Annotated in this window: 23 protein-coding genes; 2 read left to right on the top strand and 21 right to left on the bottom strand. The window is 59.5% G+C overall.

Going from position 1 to position 22,719, the window contains the following annotated elements; translation table 11 throughout:
* Positions 1-2: 2 nt before the first annotated feature.
* Together PSH73_RS05025 and leuA are read left to right on the top strand one after the other, a co-directional pair.
* On the top strand, positions 3-824 hold the full coding sequence (locus PSH73_RS05025; RefSeq protein ID WP_057960564.1) for a M23 family metallopeptidase: 822 nt from the start codon (positions 3-5) through the stop codon (positions 822-824).
* A 393-nt stretch (positions 825-1,217) separates the two neighbouring features.
* Positions 1,218-2,897, top strand: coding sequence for a 2-isopropylmalate synthase (gene leuA, locus PSH73_RS05020; protein ID WP_057960565.1), 1,680 nt, complete (start codon positions 1,218-1,220; stop codon positions 2,895-2,897).
* A gap of 853 nt (positions 2,898-3,750) precedes the next feature.
* On the opposite strand, the gene PSH73_RS05015 is transcribed toward leuA, so the two are convergent.
* The 21 genes from PSH73_RS05015 to trmJ form a co-directional block, all read right to left on the bottom strand.
* The gene (locus PSH73_RS05015) at positions 3,751-4,542 is read right to left on the bottom strand and encodes an amidohydrolase (RefSeq protein WP_057438035.1); all 792 of its coding nucleotides are present in this window, start codon (positions 4,540-4,542) and stop codon (positions 3,751-3,753) included.
* Positions 4,530-5,678 carry a pyridoxal phosphate-dependent aminotransferase gene (locus PSH73_RS05010; protein ID WP_120731741.1) on the bottom strand — a complete coding sequence of 383 codons (1,149 nt, stop codon included), beginning with the start codon at positions 5,676-5,678 and terminating at the stop codon, positions 4,530-4,532. Before PSH73_RS05010 ends, PSH73_RS05015 begins: the two co-directional genes overlap by 13 nt.
* 218 nt (positions 5,679-5,896) lie before the next feature.
* The gene (gene der / locus PSH73_RS05005; RefSeq protein WP_057437955.1) at positions 5,897-7,366 is read right to left on the bottom strand and encodes a ribosome biogenesis GTPase Der; all 1,470 of its coding nucleotides are present in this window, start codon (positions 7,364-7,366) and stop codon (positions 5,897-5,899) included.
* A gap of 134 nt (positions 7,367-7,500) precedes the next feature.
* Positions 7,501-8,652: an outer membrane protein assembly factor BamB gene (gene bamB, locus PSH73_RS05000; protein WP_057437953.1), complete on the bottom strand. Its 1,152-nt coding sequence runs from the start codon at positions 8,650-8,652 to the stop codon at positions 7,501-7,503.
* Entirely contained in the window at positions 8,645-9,286 is a 642-nt protein-coding gene (locus tag PSH73_RS04995; RefSeq protein WP_057437951.1) for a tetratricopeptide repeat protein, read from the bottom strand. Before PSH73_RS04995 ends, bamB begins: the two co-directional genes overlap by 8 nt.
* 41 nt (positions 9,287-9,327) lie before the next feature.
* The gene (hisS, locus tag PSH73_RS04990) at positions 9,328-10,617 is read right to left on the bottom strand and encodes a histidine--tRNA ligase (protein WP_057437949.1); all 1,290 of its coding nucleotides are present in this window, start codon (positions 10,615-10,617) and stop codon (positions 9,328-9,330) included.
* A 23-nt stretch (positions 10,618-10,640) separates the two neighbouring features.
* A complete protein-coding gene (ispG, locus tag PSH73_RS04985) occupies positions 10,641-11,750 on the bottom strand; it encodes a flavodoxin-dependent (E)-4-hydroxy-3-methylbut-2-enyl-diphosphate synthase (RefSeq protein ID WP_057437947.1) in 1,110 nt (369 codons plus the stop codon).
* Between the two features lie 2 nt (positions 11,751-11,752).
* Positions 11,753-12,748 (bottom strand): RodZ family helix-turn-helix domain-containing protein, encoded by a 996-nt coding sequence (locus PSH73_RS04980; protein WP_198818063.1) that lies wholly within the window; start codon positions 12,746-12,748, stop codon positions 11,753-11,755.
* Positions 12,748-13,506 carry a type IV pilus biogenesis/stability protein PilW gene (gene pilW / locus PSH73_RS04975; RefSeq protein ID WP_057437943.1) on the bottom strand — a complete coding sequence of 253 codons (759 nt, stop codon included), beginning with the start codon at positions 13,504-13,506 and terminating at the stop codon, positions 12,748-12,750. The genes PSH73_RS04980 and pilW overlap by 1 nt, the downstream gene beginning before the upstream one ends.
* A gap of 12 nt (positions 13,507-13,518) precedes the next feature.
* Positions 13,519-14,667: a 23S rRNA (adenine(2503)-C(2))-methyltransferase RlmN gene (gene rlmN / locus PSH73_RS04970; RefSeq protein WP_057437941.1), complete on the bottom strand. Its 1,149-nt coding sequence runs from the start codon at positions 14,665-14,667 to the stop codon at positions 13,519-13,521.
* 28 nt (positions 14,668-14,695) lie between these two features.
* Entirely contained in the window at positions 14,696-15,121 is a 426-nt protein-coding gene (gene ndk / locus PSH73_RS04965; RefSeq protein ID WP_017846179.1) for a nucleoside-diphosphate kinase, read from the bottom strand.
* Between the two features lie 91 nt (positions 15,122-15,212).
* Positions 15,213-15,413 (bottom strand): Fe-S cluster assembly protein IscX, encoded by a 201-nt coding sequence (gene iscX / locus PSH73_RS04960; protein ID WP_057437937.1) that lies wholly within the window; start codon positions 15,411-15,413, stop codon positions 15,213-15,215.
* Positions 15,414-15,427: 14 nt separating this feature from the next.
* Positions 15,428-15,769, bottom strand: coding sequence for an ISC system 2Fe-2S type ferredoxin (fdx, locus tag PSH73_RS04955; protein ID WP_016977666.1), 342 nt, complete (start codon positions 15,767-15,769; stop codon positions 15,428-15,430).
* A gap of 3 nt (positions 15,770-15,772) precedes the next feature.
* Complete coding sequence (gene hscA / locus PSH73_RS04950) at positions 15,773-17,635, bottom strand: Fe-S protein assembly chaperone HscA (protein WP_057960568.1); 1,863 nt, start codon at positions 17,633-17,635, stop codon at positions 15,773-15,775.
* A 51-nt stretch (positions 17,636-17,686) separates the two neighbouring features.
* The gene (hscB, locus tag PSH73_RS04945) at positions 17,687-18,208 is read right to left on the bottom strand and encodes a co-chaperone HscB (protein WP_057437935.1); all 522 of its coding nucleotides are present in this window, start codon (positions 18,206-18,208) and stop codon (positions 17,687-17,689) included.
* An 8-nt stretch (positions 18,209-18,216) separates the two neighbouring features.
* Positions 18,217-18,540 (bottom strand): iron-sulfur cluster assembly protein IscA, encoded by a 324-nt coding sequence (gene iscA, locus PSH73_RS04940; RefSeq protein ID WP_010565230.1) that lies wholly within the window; start codon positions 18,538-18,540, stop codon positions 18,217-18,219.
* A gap of 28 nt (positions 18,541-18,568) precedes the next feature.
* A complete protein-coding gene (gene iscU, locus PSH73_RS04935) occupies positions 18,569-18,955 on the bottom strand; it encodes a Fe-S cluster assembly scaffold IscU (RefSeq protein ID WP_028617851.1) in 387 nt (128 codons plus the stop codon).
* Positions 18,956-19,054: 99 nt separating this feature from the next.
* The gene (locus tag PSH73_RS04930; RefSeq protein ID WP_057437931.1) at positions 19,055-20,269 is read right to left on the bottom strand and encodes an IscS subfamily cysteine desulfurase; all 1,215 of its coding nucleotides are present in this window, start codon (positions 20,267-20,269) and stop codon (positions 19,055-19,057) included.
* Positions 20,270-20,319: 50 nt separating this feature from the next.
* Positions 20,320-20,811 carry a Fe-S cluster assembly transcriptional regulator IscR gene (gene iscR / locus PSH73_RS04925; protein WP_038446306.1) on the bottom strand — a complete coding sequence of 164 codons (492 nt, stop codon included), beginning with the start codon at positions 20,809-20,811 and terminating at the stop codon, positions 20,320-20,322.
* A 299-nt stretch (positions 20,812-21,110) separates the two neighbouring features.
* Positions 21,111-21,896, bottom strand: a complete 786-nt coding sequence (gene cysE, locus PSH73_RS04920) for a serine O-acetyltransferase (RefSeq protein ID WP_057960569.1) — start codon at positions 21,894-21,896, stop codon at positions 21,111-21,113.
* Between the two features lie 2 nt (positions 21,897-21,898).
* Entirely contained in the window at positions 21,899-22,669 is a 771-nt protein-coding gene (gene trmJ, locus PSH73_RS04915; protein WP_057960570.1) for a tRNA (cytosine(32)/uridine(32)-2'-O)-methyltransferase TrmJ, read from the bottom strand.
* Positions 22,670-22,719 lie beyond the last annotated feature (50 nt).

Raw genomic sequence — 22,719 nt, 5'->3', positions numbered from 1 at the left:
TGATGCCTCGTCTATTTAGCCTGCTGATGCTGCTGTGCCTCGCCTTCAATGCCCACGCCGACAGCTACATCACCCGCACCCTGAACAAGCCGGTACCCGGCGGTGTGGCCGTGGTCGACCTGGGCCCCGCCGCCGCCGCACCGAAAGCCACCTACCAGGGCAAACCGGTGCTGGTGGTCAAGGAACAGGACAACTGGCTGGCGATTGTCGGCATCCCATTGACGGTAAAGCCCGGTAACGAGCGCATCAGCAGCGGTGGGCGCACCCTGCCGTTTATCGTCGGTTTCAAGAAGTACCCGGAACAGCGCATCACCCTGAAGAACAAAAGCCAGGTCAACCCCGCTCCGGCGCAGCTCAAGCGCATCGAAGGCGAACTGGCCGTGCAACTCAAGGCTTACCGCAGCTTCAGCCCGAACCTGCCAAGCAACCTGATACTGGACAAACCGGTGAACGGCCCGCTGTCGAGCAAGTTCGGCGTGCGTCGCTTCTTCAACGGTGAAGAACGCAACCCGCACTCGGGCCTGGACTTCGCGGTGCCTGCCGGCACGCCGATCAAGACCCCGGCCAATGGCAAGGTGATTCTGGTGGGCAATTATTTCTTCAACGGCAATACGGTGTTTGTCGACCATGGCCAGGGCTTTATCAGCATGTTCTGCCATATGTCGAAGATTGACGTGAAGGTGGGCCAGCAATTGGTGCGTGGAACGGTGGTGGGCAAGGTCGGGGCGACGGGCCGGGCGACCGGGCCGCATATGCACTGGAATATCAGCTTGAATGATGCGCGGGTCGATCCGGCGATCTTTATTGGGGCGTTCCAGCCTTGATGTGATCGCTGGGCATACGGGCGTTATCGCGGTGCAACGATTCAACGTGCCCGCGATGACGCCAGCTCAATTCCACTGATTGCGCATCCTTAAACCCTCACGCAAACAAAACAAAGCCTTGAGCGTTTCTCAACCATAAAATCTCGTTTCCCACAGAAATAGCAGAACTTCTCTCAATTTTTTTCGACTGCTTGCCATCTTTCACCCCGACGGTTAGGGTTGAGCTTATGAAAACCTCTCACACCCTCATTCAGCTCCGCCAGCACCGCAGCCTGTGCCTCGTCAGCGCACGACTGCCAGGCTGAATCGATCTGCCTCGTCCCCGGTTTGCATCCCTAATAAACGCTTTCTGGCAGGCCGCCTCTTCTCGGCCCTACAACAAGGATTCTTCTGATGAGCATGCTCAAAGACCCGTCTTCGAAATACCGCGCATTCCCGACCATTGATATCCCGGACCGCACCTGGCCGTCGAAGACCATCACCACCGCGCCGATCTGGTGCAGCTCCGACTTGCGCGACGGCAACCAGTCGCTGATCGAACCGATGGATGCGGTGAAAAAACTGCGCTTCTGGAAAACCCTGGTCGCGGTGGGCGTAAAGGAAATCGAAGCCTCGTTCCCGGCCGCTTCGCAGACCGACTTTGACTTCGTGCGCACCCTGATCGAAGACAACCACATCCCCGAGGACACCACCATCCAGGTGCTGACCCAGGGCCGTGAAGACTTGATCGCCCGCACCTTCGAATCCCTGCGCGGCGCCAAGAAAGCCATCGTGCACTTGTACAACGCCACCTCGCCGTCCTTCCGCCGTATTGTGTTCAACCAGGACAAGGACGGGATCAAGGCCATCGCGGTCGACGCGGCCAAGCTGTTCGTCAAGTACGCCGCCCAGCAGCCGGAAACCCAGTGGACCTTCGAATACTCCCCGGAGACCTTCAGCGCTACTGAACTGGAATTCGCCAAGGAAGTGTGTGACGCGGTGATCGAGGTGTGGAACCCGACGCCTGAGCACAAGATGATCCTCAACCTGCCGGCCACCGTGGAATGCGCCACGCCGAATATCTATGCCGACCAGATCGAGTGGTTCGGTCGCCATATCAACCGTCGTGACAGCGTGATCATCAGCCTGCACACCCACAACGACCGTGGCACCGGTGTCGCGGCTACCGAGTTGGGCCTGATGGCTGGCGCCGACCGTGTCGAAGGCTGCCTGTTCGGCAACGGCGAGCGTACCGGTAACGTTGACCTGGTCACTGTGGCGTTGAACCTCTACACCCAGGGTGTGGACCCTGAGCTGGACTTCTCCGACATCGACGGCGTGCGCAAAGTGGTCGAGGAGTGCAACCAGATCCCGGTGCACCCACGTCACCCATATGTCGGCGACCTGGTCCACACCGCATTCTCCGGCTCCCACCAGGATGCGATCCGCAAGGGCTTTGCCCAGCAGAAACCGGATACCTTGTGGGAAGTGCCGTACCTGCCAATCGACCCGGCCGACATTGGCCGCAGCTACGAGGCGGTGATCCGCGTCAACAGCCAGTCGGGCAAGGGCGGCATCGCCTACCTGCTGGAGCAGGAATACGGCATCAGCTTGCCACGCCGCATGCAGATCGAGTTCAGCCAGGTGGTACAGGCCGAAACCGACCGTGTGGGCCTGGAAATGACCGCCGCGCAGATCCACGCGTTGTTGCAGCGTGAATACCTGCAAGCCAACACCCCGTACGCGTTGGTCAGCCATCGCCTGCAGGAAGAAAACGGCAACAGCTCGGTAGAAGTCGAAGTTTCCGGCAAGGGCCAGGGCGAAACCAACCTGCGCTGGCACGGCAAGGGCAATGGCGCACTGGAAGCACTGGTGGCCGGCCTGCCGATTGGGGTCGAGATCATGGACTACAACGAACATGCGATCGGCGCGGGGACCAATGCCAAGGCCGCGGCTTACATCGAGCTGCGCGTGAACGGCGAACGCCCGGTGCATGGCGTGGGGATTGATGAAAACATCACCACCGCCAGCTTCAAAGCGGTGTTCAGCGCCCTGAACCGCTCGTTGAGCCAGCTGGAAGCGAAAGCAGCGTAACTGACCGCTGAAAAGCCAAAGGCCCCTGGATGCGAATCCAGGGGCCTTTTTAGTTTGGGGTTGTGGTGGTGGCCTCATCGCGGCATAGGTATCTACACAACTTTTTTTTCTAGTGCTTATTGGGTTTGTGTACATATCCGTTGCTGCGGTCATGGCCACTTAGGGTTCCGCCCTGACGGCCAGCGTGGTTTAACGGGGCGCCTAAGATCAAAAGCCAGATCAAAAGCAGAACAACAGCAACAGCAACAGCAAAGCCGGGGCGCGAAGCTGCATTCCCCCTTGTGGGAGCTGGCTTGCCTGCGAAGGCGGTGTATCAGCCAATACATTTATCGACTGATACACCGCCTTCGCAGGCAAGCCAGCTCCCACAGGTATATGCGTACATCTCGACGATCAGGTCGGCTGTCAGGCCGCCTCGCTTTGCTTTTGATCTTAGGCGCCCCGTTAAACCACGCTGGCCGTCATCCGATATTGATTTGGGGGGTAACCCGGCAGGACGCCGGGTTAGCCGCGCTGGGCCATGGATGGCCCAGCGCGGCGGCCCCCCAAATCAATGTCGGATGACGGGCACACCGAGCCTGGGCGAGGTGCCGAGTGGTGGGGCAAGAGCCCTTTTGGTTACTTTTGGCTGGGCCGGCACTCCGGGCTCTTTTCCAAAAGTGACCCGCCGTAAGGGCGGAACCAATAGCCGCCGTGACCGAAGCAACGGATATGTACACAAACCTAAGAATCACTAAAAAAATCTGTAGATACCTATCCTCATCGCGGGCAAGCCCGCTCCCACATTTGGAATGCATTCCCCTGTGGGAGCGGGCTTGCCCGCGATAGCTATCCCACTGACAACAGGCCCCTGTCAGACAAACTGAAAACTATCGGCATCCAGATTTGCCGGAAACCGCGTGCGATAGTCCGCCAATTGCGCCGCCTCCAGGCACACCTGGAACACCCCGTCCGCCTCCCCTGCGCTCAGCAGGCTTTCGCCCTGAAAGTCCAGGACCTGGCTGTCGCCGGTGTAGGCAAAGCCCTTGCCATCCGTACCCACTCGGTTCACCGCCGCCACATAACACAGGTTTTCGATGGCCCGAGCCGGCAACAGGCGGTTCCAGTGCTGGCGCCGTGCACCCGGCCAGTTGGCGGTATACAGCAGCAGGTCAGTGTCCTGGGCATCACGGCTCCACACCGGGAAGCGCAGGTCATAGCAGATCAGCGGGCGAACCCGCCAACCCTTGAGTTCGAATTGCACCTGGCGCTCGCCGGGGGTGTAGTGATTGTGTTCACCGGCCATGCGAAACAGGTGGCGCTTGTCGTAGTGCAACACTTCGCCATCGGGCCGCGCCCACAACAGGCGGTTGCGGTGGCTGCCGTCAGCGGCCTGGATGATCACGCTGCCGGTAATCACCGCGTTGTACTTCCGCGCCTGGGTCTTGAGCCATTCATGGGTCGGGCCGTTTTCGGCTTCGGCCAGCAATTGGGACTCCATGGAAAAGCCGGTGGTGAACATTTCCGGCAGCACGATCAGGTCGGCGCCCCTGGCCTGCTCCAGCAGCAGCTCGAAATGCTCCAGGTTGGCCTGGCGGTCATGCCAGGCCAGGGTGGTCTGCACCAGTGCAATGTTCAGGTCGGGTAAAGCACTCAGATCACGCATAGTTTCTCGGCTGCTTGACGCAGCGTCTCCTCGCGTTTGGCAAAGCACAGGCGCACCAGGCGCTGGCCTTGGGGTGGGGTCCGATAGAACACCGAGACCGGAATTGTCGCCACGCCATGCTCGCGAGTCATCCACAGCGACATGGCCACGTCATCCAGGTCCGGGCGAATCTGTGAGTAATCCACCAGTTGAAAGTAAGTACCGGCTACCCGCGTAAAACTGAAACGCGAGGGGGCCAGCAGATCGCAGAACAGGTCACGTTTGGCCTGGTAGAAAGCGGGCAGTTCCTCGACATGCTCCGGGTGTTCGGCCATAAAGTCGGCCAGGGCATACTGCAATGGCGTAACACCGCAGAAACTGACGTATTGATGCACCTTGCGCAGCTCCGCACTCAAGGCCGCTGGCGCCACCACGTAGCCGGTCTTCCAGCCGGTGACGTGGTAGGTCTTGCCAAAGGAGCTGACCACGAACGCGCGCTGATACAGCTCTTCGTGGGCCAGGACGCTGACGTGGGGTACGCCATCGAATACCAGGTGCTCGTAGACCTCATCGCTGACCAGATAGATATCGCGATCGCGGATCAGCTCGGCCAATTGGTCGAGCTCGGCGCGAGTGATCAGGGCACCACTGGGATTGTGCGGGGTGTTGAGGATGATCATGCGTGTACGCGGGGTCAGCGCGGCCTTGATCTGTTCGAAATCCAGGCTGAAATCCGCCAGCCCCAGTTGCACATGCACGCAACGCCCTCCAGCCAGCTCCACCGAAGGCTCGTAGCTGTCGTAGCACGGGTCAAAGACAATCACCTCGTCACCGCTGCGGATCACTGCCTGGATCGCACAGAAGATTGCCTGGGTGGCGCCGGGGGTGATGGTCACTTCGCTGTCGGGATTGACCGACACGCCGTAGCTGCGAGCGATCTTGGCTGCCACTTGCTGGCGCAGGGCCGGCAGGCCGGTCATCGGCGCGTATTGGTTATGACCACTGGCAACGTGTTTGCCCACCGCGTCGAGCAAGGCCTGGGGACCATTGAAATCAGGAAAACCCTGGGACAGGTTCAACGCGCCGGTTTCGACAGCGAGTTGCGACATGGTGGTGAAAATGGTGGTGCCGACATTCGGCAACTTGCTGGTGATCATGCGGTGGGCCCCTGGCGGTGAGTTACAAGTTGTAAGCTGCATGCGCCGAGGGGTCAATCGTGAGGCACAAAAAAGGGCTCATTCAGAGCCCTTTTTGGGTAACGCCTAACGTCTGTAGGAATTGGCTTGCCTGGGATGGCGCTGGGTCAGTCAGCAGGTTGGTGTCTGATCTATCGCTATCGCGGGCAAGCCCACTCCCACACAAGCCCACTCCACTGTCAGCGGCGGTCTTTACGCTTTTTGTCAGCCTTTTTGTTGTGGCTCATCAAGCGACGTTTCTTGTTCACTTGGCGGTCAGTCAGGCTGTTCTTGTTACCTTCGTACGGGTTCTCGCCACCTTTGAACTCGATGCGGATCGGTGTGCCGACCAGCTTCAAGACACGGCGGTAAGTGTTTTCCAGGTAACGCACGTAGGACTTGGGCACCTTCTCGATCTGGTTACCGTGGATCACGATAATCGGCGGGTTGGCACCACCCAAGTGGGCGTAACGCAGCTTGATCCGGCGGTTGTTGACCATCGGTGGCGCGTGTTCGCCCACCGCGTCTTCAAGGATCTGGGTCAGGCGGTTGGTCGGCCAGCGGGTGACCGCCGACTTGAACGAGTTCTGTACCGAAGCGTAGAGGTTGCCCACGCCAGTACCGTGCAGCGCCGAGATAAAGTGGATATCGGCGAAGTCGACGAAGAACAACCGGCGTTGCAGCTCGACCTTGACGAAGTCACGCTCGCTTGGGGTCATGCCGTCCCATTTGTTGATCGCGATCACCAACGCCCGACCAGCCTCCAGGGCAAAGCCCAGCAGGTTGAGGTCGTGGTCGACCACGCCTTCGCGGGCGTCCATCACGAAGATCACCACGTTGGCGTCTTTGATCGCCTGCAGGGTTTTGACCACCGAGAACTTTTCAACTTCCTCGTGGATCTTGCCGCGCTTGCGCACACCGGCGGTGTCGATCAGCGTGTACTTCTCGTCGTTACGCTCGAACGGGATGTAGATGCTGTCGCGGGTGGTGCCGGGCTGGTCGTAGACGATTACCCGGTCTTCACCGAGCATGCGGTTGACCAGGGTCGACTTGCCCACGTTGGGGCGGCCGATGATAGCGATCTTGATCCCGTCTTTTTCACTCGGGCCAGGAATGCGCTTGGCTTCCTCACCTTCAGCGACGATCTCTTCTTCGCCTTCAACCTCTTCGGCGTCATCCTTGGGGAAGTCGCGCAGGGCGATTTCCAGCATCTGGGTGATACCGCGACCGTGGGCACCGGCGACAGGAATCGCGTCACCCAGGCCCATCGGGCTGAATTCGGCACGGGCCGCTTCAGGATCGATGTTGTCGATCTTGTTGGCGATCAAATAGGAGCGCTTGTTACGTTTGCGCAAGTGCTCGCCGATCATCTGGTCGGCGGCGGTGTAGCCCGCACGGGCGTCCACCAGAAACAACACGACATCGGCTTCTTCAATGGCCAGCAGCGACTGCTCGGCCATCTTTTCGTCCATGCCATGCTCGTCACCGGAGATACCACCGGTGTCGACAATAATATAGGAGCGCCCTTGCCACTTTGCCTCACCGTATTGGCGATCACGGGTCAGACCGGACAAGTCGCCGACGATGGCGTCACGAGTCCTGGTCAGGCGGTTGAACAAGGTGGACTTGCCGACGTTAGGTCGGCCCACCAGGGCGATTACGGGAACCATGCGGCTCTCCACTGCGTTATTTCAGAAAATACAAAAGCCGCTGCAAGGCAGCGGCTGGTGCTCGGGGCAACACCCGAAGGTGTCGCATGCCCTGCCGAAGCAGGGCCGCCTGGGGGTTACCCCAAGCATAGTTCTTACTTGATGGTCAGGGCTTCCAGCTTGCCGCTGTTACCAAACACATAAAGCATGTTGCCTACTACCAGCGGACGCGCACGCAGGCCGTCGCTGTCGATACGTTCACGGCCGACAAAGCGACCATCTACCTGGCTCAGCAGGTGCAGGTAACCTTCCAGGTCGCCTACCGCTACATAGCTGGAGAACACTTCCGGAGCCGACAGTTGACGGCGAGCCAGCGAGTCATTGCTCCACAGGGCTGTGGTGGAACGCTCATCGACGCTTTCAACGGTGCCCGATGCCAGGCTCACGTAGACGCTGCCAAAACCTTGGGCGACACCGGCGTAGCTGGAGGCATCACGCTGCCAGAGGACGCGGCCGCTTTGCAGGTCCAGCGCCGCGACACGGCCCTGGTAAGTGGCGACGTACAGGGTTTCACCCGACAGCAGCAAGCCGCCGTCGATGTCCACCACACGGTCCAGCTCGGAACGACCTTGCGGAATGGCGACCCGCGATTCCCAGGCTGGCACGCCGTTCTGGGTATCCAGGGCGACCACTTTACCGGTCGAAAGACCTGCCAGCGCCAGGTTATTGGTCACAACCGGACCACTGGTACCGCGCAACGTCAACACCGCAGGGGTGCTGTCGTACAGCCAGCGCTGCTCACCGGTGTTGGCGTCAAGACCGATGACACGGTCATCCTGGGTCTGCACCACGACGATATCGCCGTTGGTGGCAGGCGGTGCGAGGACTTCACTGGTCACGCGAGCGCGCCATTTCTCTTCACCGGTGCTCGAATCCAGGGCCACGACTTCGCCTTTCAGCGTGCCGATCATCACCATGCCGTAACCCACGCCGACGGCGCCGGAAACAGGCAACTCGAGGTCTTTCTTCCACTTGACGTCGCCGTTCATGCGATCCATGGAGATCACCACGCCGGTCACGTCAGCGGCCACAATGTTGTCACCGTCGATTGCCGGTACCAACATGTTGTAGGTGTCGCCCTGGCCGTCACCGATAGAGCGGCTCCACTGCTTTTGCAGGACCACTTCTTCCTTGAAGCTGGTCAGCTCGGCGGGAGGCAGTTCTTTTTTGCTGTTGCTGCTGCAACCCGCGGCCAAAACGGCCAGAGCCAGCAATGCTGCATGTTTCCAACGGATCACGTCACGCATCCCCTTTGGCCAAGTCGTCCAGCTTGATTTGTAAGCCACCGACCGCTGCTTCATCAGACAGCGCAGCCTTGGCTTTTTGGTACGCAGCATTGGCTTCGTCGGTACGACCCAATTGGACCAGCAGGTCGCCCTTGAGCTCTTCGCGAGTGGCTACAAATGCCTTGTCAGCATCGCCGTCGAGCAGTTTCAGTGCTTCGTCGGCCTTGTTTTGTGCGGCCAGGACCTGGGCCAGGCGCTGACGTGCGATTTCACCCAGGGTCGGGTTGCTCGGCTTGTCGGCGATGGCTTTGAGCTCGGAGGCTGCATCATCCAGCTTGCCGGTATCGACCGCGACTTTCGCGACGAACAGGCTACCGTATTGGGCGTAGGTGCTACCGCCAAATTCGTTTTTCAGCTTGCCGGCCAGGTCCGCCACTTGGGCAGGATCAGGCTTGCCGGTAGGCGTCAGCGTGGTTTCCAGCAATTGCTGATAGAGCATCGAGGCGCCTTGCGACTGATTGCCCTGATACTTCTGGAACGCCTGCCAACCGAACACCACCACCAGCGCCAGCAGGCCGCCAGTTACCAGGGGTTTGCCGTTACGCTGCCACCAGTCTTTGAACTCGGCCAGCTGATCATCTTCAGTACTCGACACCCCAATACTCCTTAATCGCTAAATTCGGCTGTTTGACAGCTTCAACCCTGCACGATGCAGGTGGCCAAGTGCGCGGCAAGCGCATCAAAGGCAATGCTTTGTTGTTCGCCCTGGCCACGCAGGGGTTTGACACTTACCACTTGCTGGGCCAGTTCATCGTCGCCCAGGATCAGCGCGTACAACGCGCCGCTCTTGTCGGCTTTCTTGAATTGGCTCTTGAAGCTGCCAGCGCCGGCATTGACCTGCAGGCGCAGGTTCGGCAGTTGGTCGCGCAACTGTTCGCTCAAGGCCAGGCCAGCCAGTTCGGCTGCCTCGCCAAAGGCGCACAGGTACACGTCCACCTGACGGGAAATTTCTTCAGGGATCTGCTCCAGGGTTTCCAGCAGCAGGATCAGCCGCTCGATGCCCATGGCAAAACCCACGCCCGTGGTCGGCTTGCCACCCATCTGCTCAACCAGACCGTCGTAACGACCACCGGCACACACGGTGCCCTGGGCGCCGAGCTTGTCAGTGACCCACTCAAACACGGTCTTGCTGTAGTAATCGAGGCCGCGCACCAACTTGGGGTTGATCACGTAGGGAATCCCGGCCGCATCCAGGCGTGCCTTGAGGCCCTCAAAGTGCGTGCGGGACTCGTCGTCCAGGTAATCGGCCATTTTCGGCGCGTCGACCAGCACAGCCTGGGTCTCGGCGTTCTTGGTATCAAGGACGCGCAATGGGTTGGTCTTCAGGCGACGCTGGCTGTCTTCATCGAGCTTGTCCAGGTGAGCGGACAGGTACTCGACCAGGGCTTCACGGTAACGGCCACGGGACTCGCTGGTGCCCAGGCTGTTGAGCTCGAGCTTGACCGCGTCGCGGATGCCCAGTTGGCCCCACAGGCGCCAGGTCAGCACGATCAGCTCGGCGTCGATATCCGGGCCATCGAGGTTAAAGACTTCGCAACCGATCTGGTGAAACTGGCGATAACGGCCTTTTTGTGGGCGCTCGTGGCGGAACATCGGGCCGATGTACCACAGTTTCTGGGTCTGGCCACCACCGGTGATGCCATGCTCGAGCACAGCGCGCACGCACGCGGCGGTACCTTCCGGACGCAAGGTCAGGGAGTCGCCGTTGCGATCTTCGAAGGTGTACATCTCTTTTTCGACGATGTCAGTCACTTCACCGATGGAGCGCTTGAACAGCTCGGTGAACTCGACGATTGGCATGCGGATCTGCTTGTAACCGTAGTTATCCAGCAGGCGCGCGACCGTGCTCTCGAAATAGCGCCACAGGGGCGTCTGTTCGGGCAGGATGTCGTTCATGCCACGAATGGCTTGCAGAGACTTGCTCACATCAAATCCTTAAATTCGTTCGATCAGCCGCGAGCGATCAGCGCTGCGTCAGAGGCGACCTTCTCGGCCGCTTTCTCGCGGATCAGCCGTTCCAACTGATCCACCAGATTATCATTCGTCAATTTCTGCGACGGCTTGCCGTCGATGTAAATCAGGTTCGGGGTACCGCCGGTCAGGCCTACGTGCGCCTCCTTGGCCTCACCCGGCCCGTTGACCACACAGCCGATCACCGCAACATCCAGCGGTACCAGCAGGTCTTCCAGGCGTACTTCCAACTCGTTCATGGTTTTCACCACGTCGAAGTTCTGCCGCGAGCAACTCGGGCAGGCAATAAAATTGATGCCACGGGAGCGTAAATGCAGGGATTTGAGAATGTCGTAGCCGACTTTCACTTCCTCTACCGGGTCCGCCGCCAGGGAGATACGAATGGTATCGCCAATCCCGTCGGCCAGCAGCATACCGAGACCCACCGCAGATTTCACTGTGCCTGAACGCAAACCACCGGCTTCGGTGATGCCCAGGTGCAATGGCTGCACGATTTCCTTGGCCAGCAGGCGGTAGGCTTCTACCGCCATGAACACGTCGGAAGCCTTTACACTGACCTTGAAATCCTGGAAGTTCAGGCGTTCAAGGTGCTCGACATGGCGCAGTGCCGACTCGACCAGGGCTGCCGGGGTAGGCTCGCCGTATTTCTTCTGCAGGTCTTTTTCCAGGGAGCCAGCGTTGACACCGATGCGGATCGGGATCCCGCGGTCACGGGCGGCGTCGACCACGGCACGCACGCGGTCTTCGCGACCGATGTTGCCCGGGTTGATCCGCAGGCAGTCGACGCCCAGTTCGGCCACGCGCAACGCGATCTTGTAGTCGAAGTGGATATCGGCGACCAACGGTACCTTGACCAATTGCTTGATGCGGCCGAAGGCTTCGGCAGCGTCCATATCCGGCACGGAAACCCGCACGATATCGACGCCAGCGGCTTCCAGGCGGTTGATCTGGGCCACGGTGGCCGCTACGTCATTGGTGTCGCTGTTGGTCATGCTCTGCACGGCGATGGGGGCATCACCACCCACCGGCACGGAGCCGACCCAGATCTTGCGCGATACGCGACGTTTGATTGGAGATTCGCCGTGCATGACTATTGTCCCAACTTCAGGCGAGCGGTCTCGCCACTGGTGAACGGCGCCACGTCTACAGGCTGGCCGTTATAGGCCACTTGCGCGCCACGGGCAAAGCCCAGACGCAGCGTCAAAGGAGGCTTGCCGACCTGCTCAAGCGTATCTCCCTTACGCTTCAAAGCACTGAACAGGACTTTGCCATTGCCATCGGTGACTTGTGTCCAGCAGTCAGCGACGTAGGTAATGTGGAGACGGCCATCCCCCGGCAAGCCGGCAGGCGTCTGGGCGGCAGGTGCAGCGACTGTTGGTGCGACTGGCGCGGCCGGAGCCTGGGCCGGGACAACAGGCGTCTGGACCGTGGCGGCCGGGGCCTGGGTCACGGGAGCCGTTGGAGCCGGTGCAACGGCAGCCGGAGCTGGCTCACCGCCGGTTTCGGCAGGCTGCTGGCCCGCTTGCAGCTCAAGATTGGTTTCAGGGGCAGCCTGGCCCTGGACGACAGCCTGGTCTTCCGGCTCGTCCAAGGGGTGAATCTGGGTGGTACCGTCAGCGCTTTCGACTTCGACGTGTTCCAGGGCGTTGCTGATCAGATCCTTGCTGCGCAGCGAGGTCTGGTCCTGCCACCAGATAAAACCACCACCGATCACTGCAATCAGCAATAGCAGGCTGACAATTCGCAAAATAGTATGGGAAACCCGCACCGGCTCTTCAATACGACCGAGACCGTGTACGTTACTGCCCTGGGAATCCGTACCGGTGAACTGGTCGAATTGCTGGACCAGGATGGCCTGGTCGGTGCCCAGCAGCTTGGCATAGGCGCGGATGTAACCACGGGCGAAGGTATGCCCTGGCAGTTTGTCGAACGCGCCGTTTTCCAGGTTACCCAGGGAAGTGGTGGTCAAATTGAGCTTGAGGGCCACTTCTTCCAGCGACCAACCATTGCTTTCGCGGGCCTGACGCAAGGTCTCGCCTGGGTTTACGCGATTAGCGGCTACAACTTCCGGGTGCGCGGCTTTCATCATTGCTCCGACAGGTATTGCTGATATTCCGGGGTACCGGGATAGAGTCGTTCTAATTGCTGACCAAAACGTGCGGCCTTGTCGCGTTCTTCATGAACCGTGGCCAGGCGCACACCAAGCAATAGACTACGTGCATTTTGCCCACTGAGCAGGCTAAAACGCTCGTAATAGTCACGTGCCGGCACATAATGCCTGTCTTCAAACGACAACTGGGCCATTTCGAGCAATGCCCGTGGCTGGCGCTGATTCAGGTGCAGGGCTTTTTCCAGTTGCTGGCGGGCATCTTCACGCTGGCCGAGACGCACGGAGGTCACTCCCAGGTTCTCGAAAACCCGCGAACGTTCAGGATATAGGGTATCAGTGGCTGCTTGCTGGAAATAACCGGACGCTTGCTTATAACGCTCCTGCTGAAACAGGAAGCTGCCGTAGTTGTTGAGCAGGCGTGGATCATGGGGGCGAACAGCCAGGGCCTTGCGGTAATACTGGTCGGCCAGCTCGGGCTCGGCCTGGGCCTGGAACACCAGGGCCAACGCCGCATTCGCGTCGGCATCATGGTTGTCGAGGGCCAGGGCCATTTGCAGCGGCACCTTGGCCTGCTCGCTCAGGCCCTGGCGCAGGTATCCCAGCCCCAACTGCACATAGGCAGCACGCGCTTCGTCACGGCCCTTGCCGGTTTGCAACGGACTATCAGAGCCCGATGAAACACAGCCAACCGACAGGCTGGCAACAAGCAACAGCAGCGCAAGGCGCAAGGGCATAGAGATCCTCTCTCAGGTTCGTGTCGCGGCGTTCTGCGCCAGATCGCTGTCGGCGCTCAATTCGCGCACTGCGATGTAACGCTCGCTACGACGGGTGCGATCCAGCACCTGTCCTACCAATTGGCCACAAGCGGCGTCGATGTCCTCACCACGGGTGGTGCGCACAGTCACATTGAAGCCAGCCTGGTGCAGTTGATCCTGGAAACGACGGATGGCGTTGTTGCTCGGCCGCTCGTAGCCAGAATGGGGAAACGGGTTGAACGGAATCAGGTTGATCTTGCACGGGGTGTTCTTGAGCAACTCGATCATCTCGACCGCGTGTTCAACCTTGTCATTGATATCTTTGAGCAAGGTGTACTCGATGGTCAGGACGCGCTTTTCGCCCAGGGACGACATATAACGCTGGCAAGATTCGAGGAGCATCTTAAGCGGATACTTCTTGTTGATCGGCACCAATTGGTTACGCAATGCGTCATTGGGTGCGTGCAGCGACAACGCCAGGGAGACGTCGATGTGCTTGGACAGCTCATCAATCATCGGCACCACGCCGGAGGTCGACAGGGTCACACGGCGCTTGGAGATGCCGTAGCCCAGGTCGTCCATCATCAGGTGCATGGCCGCAACCACGTTGTCGAAGTTCAGCAGCGGCTCACCCATGCCCATCATCACCACGTTGGTGATGGCACGGTCGACGGTCGCCGGGACGCTGCCAAAGGATTTGTTGGCAATCCACACCTGGCCAATGACTTCGGCGGCGGTGAGGTTGCTATTGAAGCCTTGCTTGCCGGTGGAGCAGAAACTGCAATCCAAGGCACAGCCTGCCTGGGACGAAACGCACAAGGTGCCACGTTTGCCCTGGGGAATGTAGACGGTCTCGACGCAGCTGCCGGACGCCACGCGCACCACCCACTTACGGGTGCCGTCGCTGGAGATGTCCTCGCTGACCACTTCAGGACCACGGACCTCAGCAATCGCCTTGAGCTTGTCGCGCAGGGCCTTGCTGACGTTCGTCATGGCGTCGAAATCGTCGACGCCAAAGTGGTGAATCCACTTCATTACCTGACCGGCACGGAAACGCTTCTCCCCGATTGAGTCGAAGAATTTTTCCATTTCCTGTTGAGTCAGACCCAGCAGGTTGGTTTTTACAGTCGATGTAGTCATGGATTCACCTTCACTCTTAAGCCAATGCTTAGCGAGTGGTTACTTCAGTAGCTGCGAAGAAGTACGAAATTTCGCGAGCAGCAGCGGCTTCGGAGTCCGAACCGTGTACAGCGTTGGCGTCGATGGAATCAGCGAAGTCAGCACGGATAGTGCCGGCAGCTGCTTCTTTAGGGTTGGTAGCGCCCATCAGCTCACGGTTCAGAGCGATAGCGTTTTCGCCTTCCAGAACCTGAACAACAACAGGACCGGAGATCATGAAGGCAACCAGGTCACCGAAGAAACCACGAGCGCTGTGCTCAGCGTAGAAGCCTTCAGCTTCAGCCTTGGACAGTTGCTTGAGTTTCGAAGCTACAACCTTCAGGCCGGCTTTTTCGAAACGAGTGGTGATCTCGCCGATGACGTTTTTTGCAACAGCGTCAGGCTTGATGATGGAGAAAGTACGTTGAACAGCCATGGTGTAACTCCAGAAACGGTAATTTGCGAAAAATTAAACCCGCGAATTATACGCGGGTTCTTGGGTATTGCCTAACTGCGTAAGGGAGGCTTCAGTCCTGTTCTTCTTTCCAGGCAGTCTGGATCGCTTCGAGAACCTTTTCACCACCACGATCCCGCTCGTCTTCGAACCCTGGCAACGCCATGACCATGTCACGCAAAGCTACAAAGTTCACCGAATAGGGATCCGTATCCGGATGGCCGTCGGCCAGCAGAATAGCGATTTCTTGCACATCAACCCATTTAAGACTCATGACACTTCCTTGAATCAGTGCGGCGCTTCGGCGGCATGGTTGAGCGAATACTTTGGAATTTCGACGGTGAGGTCTTCTGTCCCCACCTTGGCCTGACAGCTCAGGCGCGAAGTCGGTTCCAGGCCCCACGCCCTATCAAGATAGTCCTCTTCCAGCTCATCAGCCTCTTCGAGACTGTTGAAACCTTCGCGGATAATGCAGTGACAGGTGGTGCAGGCGTTAACACCACCACACGCACTCTCGATCTCGATATGGTTGTCATGGGCAACTTCGAGAATGGACTTGCCGGTCTCAGCCTCCACGACCATACCGTCCGGGCAATGCTCGGCGTGTGGCAGAAAAATGACCTGTGGCATCAGTTATTCCTCGATTTCATTCAGGTTGCGTCCCGCCAGGGCGGCTTTCACCGTCTGGTTCATACGACGGGCAGCAAAGGCATCGGTTACTTGTGAAAGGCGCTTGGTCTGTTGTTCGATGGCATAGCCATCGGTGCCTTTCATCAATTGGGCCAGTTCCTGCATCTGCAGGTCGATGACCAGACGCTCTTCAGCATCCAGCAGGCGCTCGCCGTCGGCCTCAAGGGCGCCCTGCACCGCTTCAAGCAGGCGCTGGGCATCGACTTGCTGCTCACGCAACACCCGGGCGACCTTGTCATCACCGGCGTACTGGAACGAATCCTTGAGCATCTTGGCGATTTCGCCGTCAGTCAGGCCGTAGGACGGCTTGACCTGGATGCTCGCCTCAACGCCCGAACCCAGCTCGCGTGCTGCCACGCTGAGCAGGCCGTCGGCGTCAACCTGGAACGTCACGCGGATCTTCGCCGCACCCGCGACCATGGCCGGGATACCGCGCAATTCAAAACGCGCCAGGGAGCGGCAGTCGCTGATCAGCTCGCGCTCGCCTTGCAGCACATGAATCATCATGGCCGTCTGGCCATCTTTATAAGTGGTGAAGTCCTGGGCGCGGGCGACGGGAATGGTGGTGTTGCGCGGAATCACCTTCTCCATCAGGCCGCCCATGGTTTCCAGGCCCAGGGACAACGGAATCACATCAAGCAGCAACAACTCGCCGCCATCGCGCTTGTTGCCGGCCAGGGTATCGGCCTGGATCGCGGCACCGATGGCCACCACCTGATCCGGGTCGATTTCGGTCAGCGGCTGGCGACCGAAGGCGTCGGCTACCGCTTCGCGAACCCGTGGCACACGGGTCGAACCGCCAACCATGACCACCGCGCCAACTTCTTCCAGTTCGATGCCGGAATCACGTACGGCGCGACGGCAAGCCTTCAGACTACGGGCGACCATTGGCTCGATCAGCGCATCAAAGGCTTCACGGGTCAGTTGGGCCGACCAGGAGCCGTAGGAAACTTCAACAGATGCGGCGTCAGTCAGCGCTTCCTTGGCGGCGCAGGCGGTTTGCAGCAGGTTACGCTGCTCGCCCGGATCCAGGTCGGCGGACAAACCGGCACTGGTGATCATCCAACCGGCAATGGCGTGGTCGAAGTCATCCCCACCCAGGGCACTGTCGCCACCGGTGGCCAGCACTTCAAACACACCGCCAGTCAGGCGCAGAATCGAAATATCAAAGGTGCCGCCGCCCAGGTCATAGATAGCAACCAGGCCTTCAGCGTGCTGATCCAGGCCATAGGCCACAGCTGCCGCCGTCGGCTCGTTGAGCAGGCGCAGCACGTTCAGACCGGCGAGTTTCGCCGCATCCTTGGTGGCTTGGCGCTGGGCGTCATCAAAATAAGCCGGGACCGTGATGACCGCGCCGACCAATTCGCCACCCAAGGTAGTTTCTGCACGCTGGCGCAGCACCTTGAGGATATCGGCCGACACTTCCACCGGGCTTTTCGGCCCCTGCACGGTGTCGATGAACGGCATATGGGATTCGCCGCCGACAAAGCGGTACGGCAGTTGGTCGCCCAATTGCTTGACGTCGGACAACCCACGACCCATCAAGCGCTTGACCGACAGTATGGTGTTCAGCGGGTCGGCAGACGCCGCCAGCCGAGCGGACTCGCCCACTTCGATGCGGTCAGCGTGATAGCGCACGGCGGATGGCAGGATGACCTGGCCATCAGCATCGGGCAGCGGCTCGGAGAGACCGCTGCGCAGTGCGGCGACCAGTGAATTGGTAGTACCCAAGTCGATGCCAACCGCCAGGCGACGCTGGTGCGGTTGAGGACTTTGGCCGGGTTCGGCGATCTGCAGTAGAGCCATGGTAATCAGGTCTTATCTGTCTATCAGGCGTGCAATCTGTGCAGCACTGGGTTAATCGTCGAGGCGCTCTTCTAGCTGGCGCACTTCGTAAGTGAGCTTGTCGAGGAACTGCATGCGCCGCATCAGGCGTTCGGCCTGTTCACGTTGCGCTGCATCGTCCCAACAGGCTGCGAAGCTTTCGTTGAGTTCATCCTGGGCCACTTTCAGACGCCGCTTGAAGACTGCGACGCCAGCCAGATCGGCCTCGTCCTGCAAGTCTTCAAGCTCTTCACGCCACTGCATCTGCTGCATCAGGAAATCAGGGTCATGGACCGTGACTTCCAGCGGCATTTCGCCACCACCCATGGCGAGCAGGTAACGCGCGCGTTTGGGAGGGCTTTTGAGCGTCTGATAGGCTTCGTTGAGGCTGGCTGACTGCTCCAGCGCCAGGCGCTGCTCACGCTCGGAAGCGTCGGCAAAGCGATCCGGATGCACCCCACGCGCCAATTCACGGTAGCGCGTGGCAAGCTGCTCGAGGTCCAGCCGAAAGCTCGGCTGCAGCTCGAATAAAGCGAAATGACAAGGAGTACCCACAAATAGCCTCAGATGTTGAAGCTTTCGCCGCAGCCACATTCACCGCGTACGTTGGGGTTGTTGAACTTGAAGCCTTCGTTCAACCCTTCCTTGACGAAATCGAGTTCGGTGCCGTCCAGGTAGGTCAGGCTTTTCGGGTCGATGATCACTTTCTCGCCGTGACTTTCGAACACCTGATCTTCCGCAACCACCTCGTCGACGAACTCCAGCACGTAGGCAAGGCCGGAACAGCCTGTGGTGCGCACACCCAGACGAATCCCCTCACCTTTACCGCGCCCATCCAGGGAGCGTCGCACGTGCCGCGCAGCCGCTTCTGTCATGCTGATAGCCATCGTTGACTCCTTACTCGTCGCCAAATGCTTAGATCAAGCCTTTCTTCTGCTTGTAATCGCGAACGGCCGCCTTGATGGCGTCCTCTGCAAGTACCGAGCAGTGAATTTTCACGGGCGGCAGGGCCAGCTCTTCGGCCAACTGGGTGTTGCTGATAGTGACAGCTTCATCCAGGGTCTTGCCTTTCATCCATTCGGTCGCCAGGGAACTGGAGGCGATGGCTGAACCGCAGCCGTAGGTCTTGAACTTGGCGTCTTCGATAACGCCAGCGTCATTGACCTTGATCTGCAGGCGCATAACGTCGCCGCACGCCGGAGCGCCGACCATGCCGGTGCCCACATCAGGATCTTCCGCGTCCATCTTGCCGACGTTGCGCGGGTTTTCGTAGTGGTCGATGACCTTTTCGCTGTAAGCCATGGTACTGAATCCTCACTCATCAGGGCCGCTCTGGAACCCTGTAGAAACGCCTGCGTTTTCCGCCACGTTCCTACAGAGCTTGGGTGGCGGCTTCTATATTTAGTGTGCCGCCCACTCGATCTTGGAAATATCGACACCGTCTTTGTACATGTCCCACAGCGGCGACAGAGTGCGCAGCTTGGTGACCGCTTCGCAGACTTTCTGCGCTGCGTAGTCGACTTCTTCTTCGGTGGTGAAACGGCCGAACGTAAAGCGGATCGAGCTGTGCGCCAACTCGTCGTTGCGGCCCAGGGCGCGCAGGACGTAGGACGGCTCAAGGGAAGCCGAGGTGCAGGCCGAACCGGACGAAACCGCCAGATCCTTGAGCGCCATGATCAGCGACTCGCCCTCGACGTAGTTGAAGCTCAAATTCAGGTTGTGCGGTACACGGGCGGTCATGCTGCCGTTGATGTACAGCTCTTCAAGGTTCTCGACCTGCTTGTAGAAGCGATCGCTGAGAGCCTTGATGCGCACATTTTCGGCAGCCATGTCTTCTTTGGCTACACGGAAGGCTTCGCCCATGCCGACGATCTGGTGGGTCGCCAGGGTGCCCGAGCGCATGCCGCGCTCGTGACCGCCGCCGTGCATGGTGGCTTCGATACGGACGCGAGGCTTGCGGCTCACGTACAGCGCGCCAATGCCTTTAGGGCCGTAGGTCTTGTGGGCCGAGAACGACATCAGGTCGACTTTCAGCTTGGACAGGTCGATATCGACCTTGCCGGTGGACTGGGCAGCATCGACATGCAGCAACACGCCTTTGGAGCGGGTCAGCTCGCCGATGGCGGCGATGTCGTTGATGGTGCCGATTTCGTTGTTCACGTGGATCACGGAAACCAGGATGGTGTCTTCACGCATCGCGGCTTCGATCATTGCCGGGGTGACGATACCGTCGGTGGTGGGCTCGAGGTAAGTAACCTCGAAACCTTCACGCTCCAGTTGGCGCATGGTGTCGAGGACAGCCTTGTGCTCAATCTTGGTGGTGATCAGGTGCTTGCCCTTGGTCGCGTAGAAATGCGCGGCGCCCTTGATTGCCAGGTTGTCGGACTCGGTGGCACCGGAGGTCCAGACGATTTCACGCGGGTCGGCATTGACCAGGTCGGCGACCTGGCGACGAGCGTTTTCCACCGCTTCCTCGGCCTTCCAGCCGAAAACGTGGGAACGGGAGGCCGGGTTGCCGAAGTTTCCGTCAACCAGCAGGCATTCGCTCATCTTTTGCGCGACACGCGGATCAACCGGGGTGGTCGCTGAGTAATCAAGGTAAATCGGCAATTTCATGGACTTTCTCCTAAATCAGGCTGGCTGGCGTGCCGTTAGCTCTTCGGCTGTCACTCGACGGCGGACGCTTCAATCTTGTCCAGACGCGGCACCTTGGTGTTGCATCGGCGCTGGTCCTGACGCTGGGCTACTTCCTGCACCTCACGGCGAGTCACAAGATCAGCCAAGCTGATACCACTCAAAAACTCATGGATCTGCAGGCTCAGGTCACACCACAAGTGGTGTGTCAGGCAGGTGTCGCCGGCATGGCAATCACCCAGACCCTGGCACTTGGTAGCATCGACGGACTCATTGACCGCGTCGATCACCTGGGCCACCTGGATGCCCTGCATATCGCGGGACAACTGATAACCGCCACCCGGGCCACGCACACTAGAAACCAGGTTGCTGCGGCGCAGCTTGGCGAACAGCTGCTCAAGGTAAGACAGGGAAATGCCTTGGCGCTCGGAGATATCGGCCAGGGACACCGGCCCGTTTTGCGCGTGCAGGGCCAGATCGAGCATGGCGGTCACCGCATATCGGCCTTTTGTAGTCAGTCTCATGGACAAGTACCAAGGTGTTTCAGAATGGGAGCAAGTATGCGATTCCCGAGTATTTAAGTCAACTATAAGACCTAGTACTTTAGTCAGGAATACCCGTAAAAAGGGCGCGCGAATCATAGCAGGATGGGGTGGGATCGAACAGCAGGAACAGGGCCAGGGCTCAATCTCAAGACCAATGGAGATCAAATGGGGGAGCTGGCTTGCCTGCGATAGGGGTGGATCAGCAGCCCAAGGGGTGACTGGCAGACTGCTATCGCAGGCACGCCAGCTCCCACAGGGCATTTTATCGGACTTAAAACCTAACCAGCCTTGGTGGCACCGGCCTCATCCTTGATCTCAGCGAAGTCCTCTTCGCGCAACTCAGGGAGATCTTTCGCACAGTAAGGACTACCCAGATCCTTCAGCGCGCCGCACATGCCGTCCAGCTTGCCATCCACCGCCTGCAGGTGGTCGAGCAACTGGCCGATGGCGCGAGCCACCGGGTCCGGCATGTCTTCGCTGACGCCATAGGCGTCGAAGCCGATCTTCTCGGCCATGGCCTTGCGCTTGGCCTCCTGCTCATCGCCGACTTCCGGCTTGACGATGATCCGCCCAGGAATGCCCACCACGGTTGCGCCCGGTGGCACCGCCTTGGTCACCACCGCATTGGAACCAACCTTGGCACCGGCACCCACGGTAAACGGCCCCAACACCTTGGCGCCCGCCCCTACCACTACACCGTTTTCCAGGGTTGGGTGACGTTTACCCTTGTTCCAGGTGGTACCGCCCAGCGTCACGCCTTGATACAAGGTCACGTCATCACCAATTTCGGCGGTCTCACCAATAACGATGCCCATGCCGTGATCGATGAAGAAGCGACGACCGACCTTGGCCCCCGGATGAATCTCGATCCCGGTCAGCCAGCGACCAAAGTTCGACACCAGCCGCGCCAGCCACTTCCAGCCCATGCCCCACAAGGCACCGGACAAGCGGTGAATCCAGATCGCGTGCATGCCCGGGTAGCAGGTCAGCACTTCAAAGGCGTTGCGCGCCGCCGGGTCACGATGGAAAACACTCTGGATATCTTCTCGCAAACGCTCGAACATTTTTAATCCTTCCGCTTAAGAAGCTCGCCACGGGCCGCTTTCTGGGTTTCCGTGAGGATGCCACGCAATATATTCATCTCTGCCCGGCTGACCGAGCTGCGCCCATACAGCCGGCGCAGGCGCGCCATCAAGTGCCGTGGTTTTTCCGGATCAAGGAATTCAATGGCCACCAGGGTCTGCTCCAGGTGTTCATAGAACCGTTCCAGTTCATCCATGGTGGCCAATTCACCACTTTTGGTGGATGCGACCTCGTCCTTCTCCATCTTGCTCGGCTGGCCTTGTGCTGCCAGCCAGGCCATGCGCACTTCATAACTCAACACCTGCACGGCTGCCCCGAGGTTCAGCGAGCTGAATTCAGGGTCTGATGGAATGTGCACGTGATAATGACATCGCTGCAGCTCGTCATTGGTCAGGCCGGAGTCTTCACGGCCAAATACCAGAGCGATTTCAGCACCGCCAGCAGCCTCTTCGACCACTTTGGCCCCGCACTCGCGGGGATCGAGCAGCGGCCAGGGGATGCGCCGGTCACGAGCACTGGTGCCGAGCACCAGGTTGCAACCGACCAGGGCGTCTTCCAGGGTGGCGACAACCTGGGCTTTTTCCAGGATGTCATTGGCGCCTGAGGCACGAGCGTCAGCTTCGTGGTGCGGGAACACCCGTGGCTCCACCAGCACCAGGCGCGTCAGCCCCATGTTTTTCATGGCCCGCGCCACCCCGCCGATATTGCCGGGGTGACTGGTATTGACGAGGACGACACGAATGTTTTGCAGCAAGGGAGGCGCTCTCGGACATGGGAAAGGGGGGCAAATATTACAGAACAGCC

It is taken from the genome of Pseudomonas sp. FP2294, from assembly GCF_030687625.1.
GTDB lineage: Bacteria > Pseudomonadota > Gammaproteobacteria > Pseudomonadales > Pseudomonadaceae > Aquipseudomonas > Aquipseudomonas shahriarae.
Note: the sequence above shows the minus strand (reverse complement) of the source record. Positions and strands in the feature narration are given on the sequence as shown.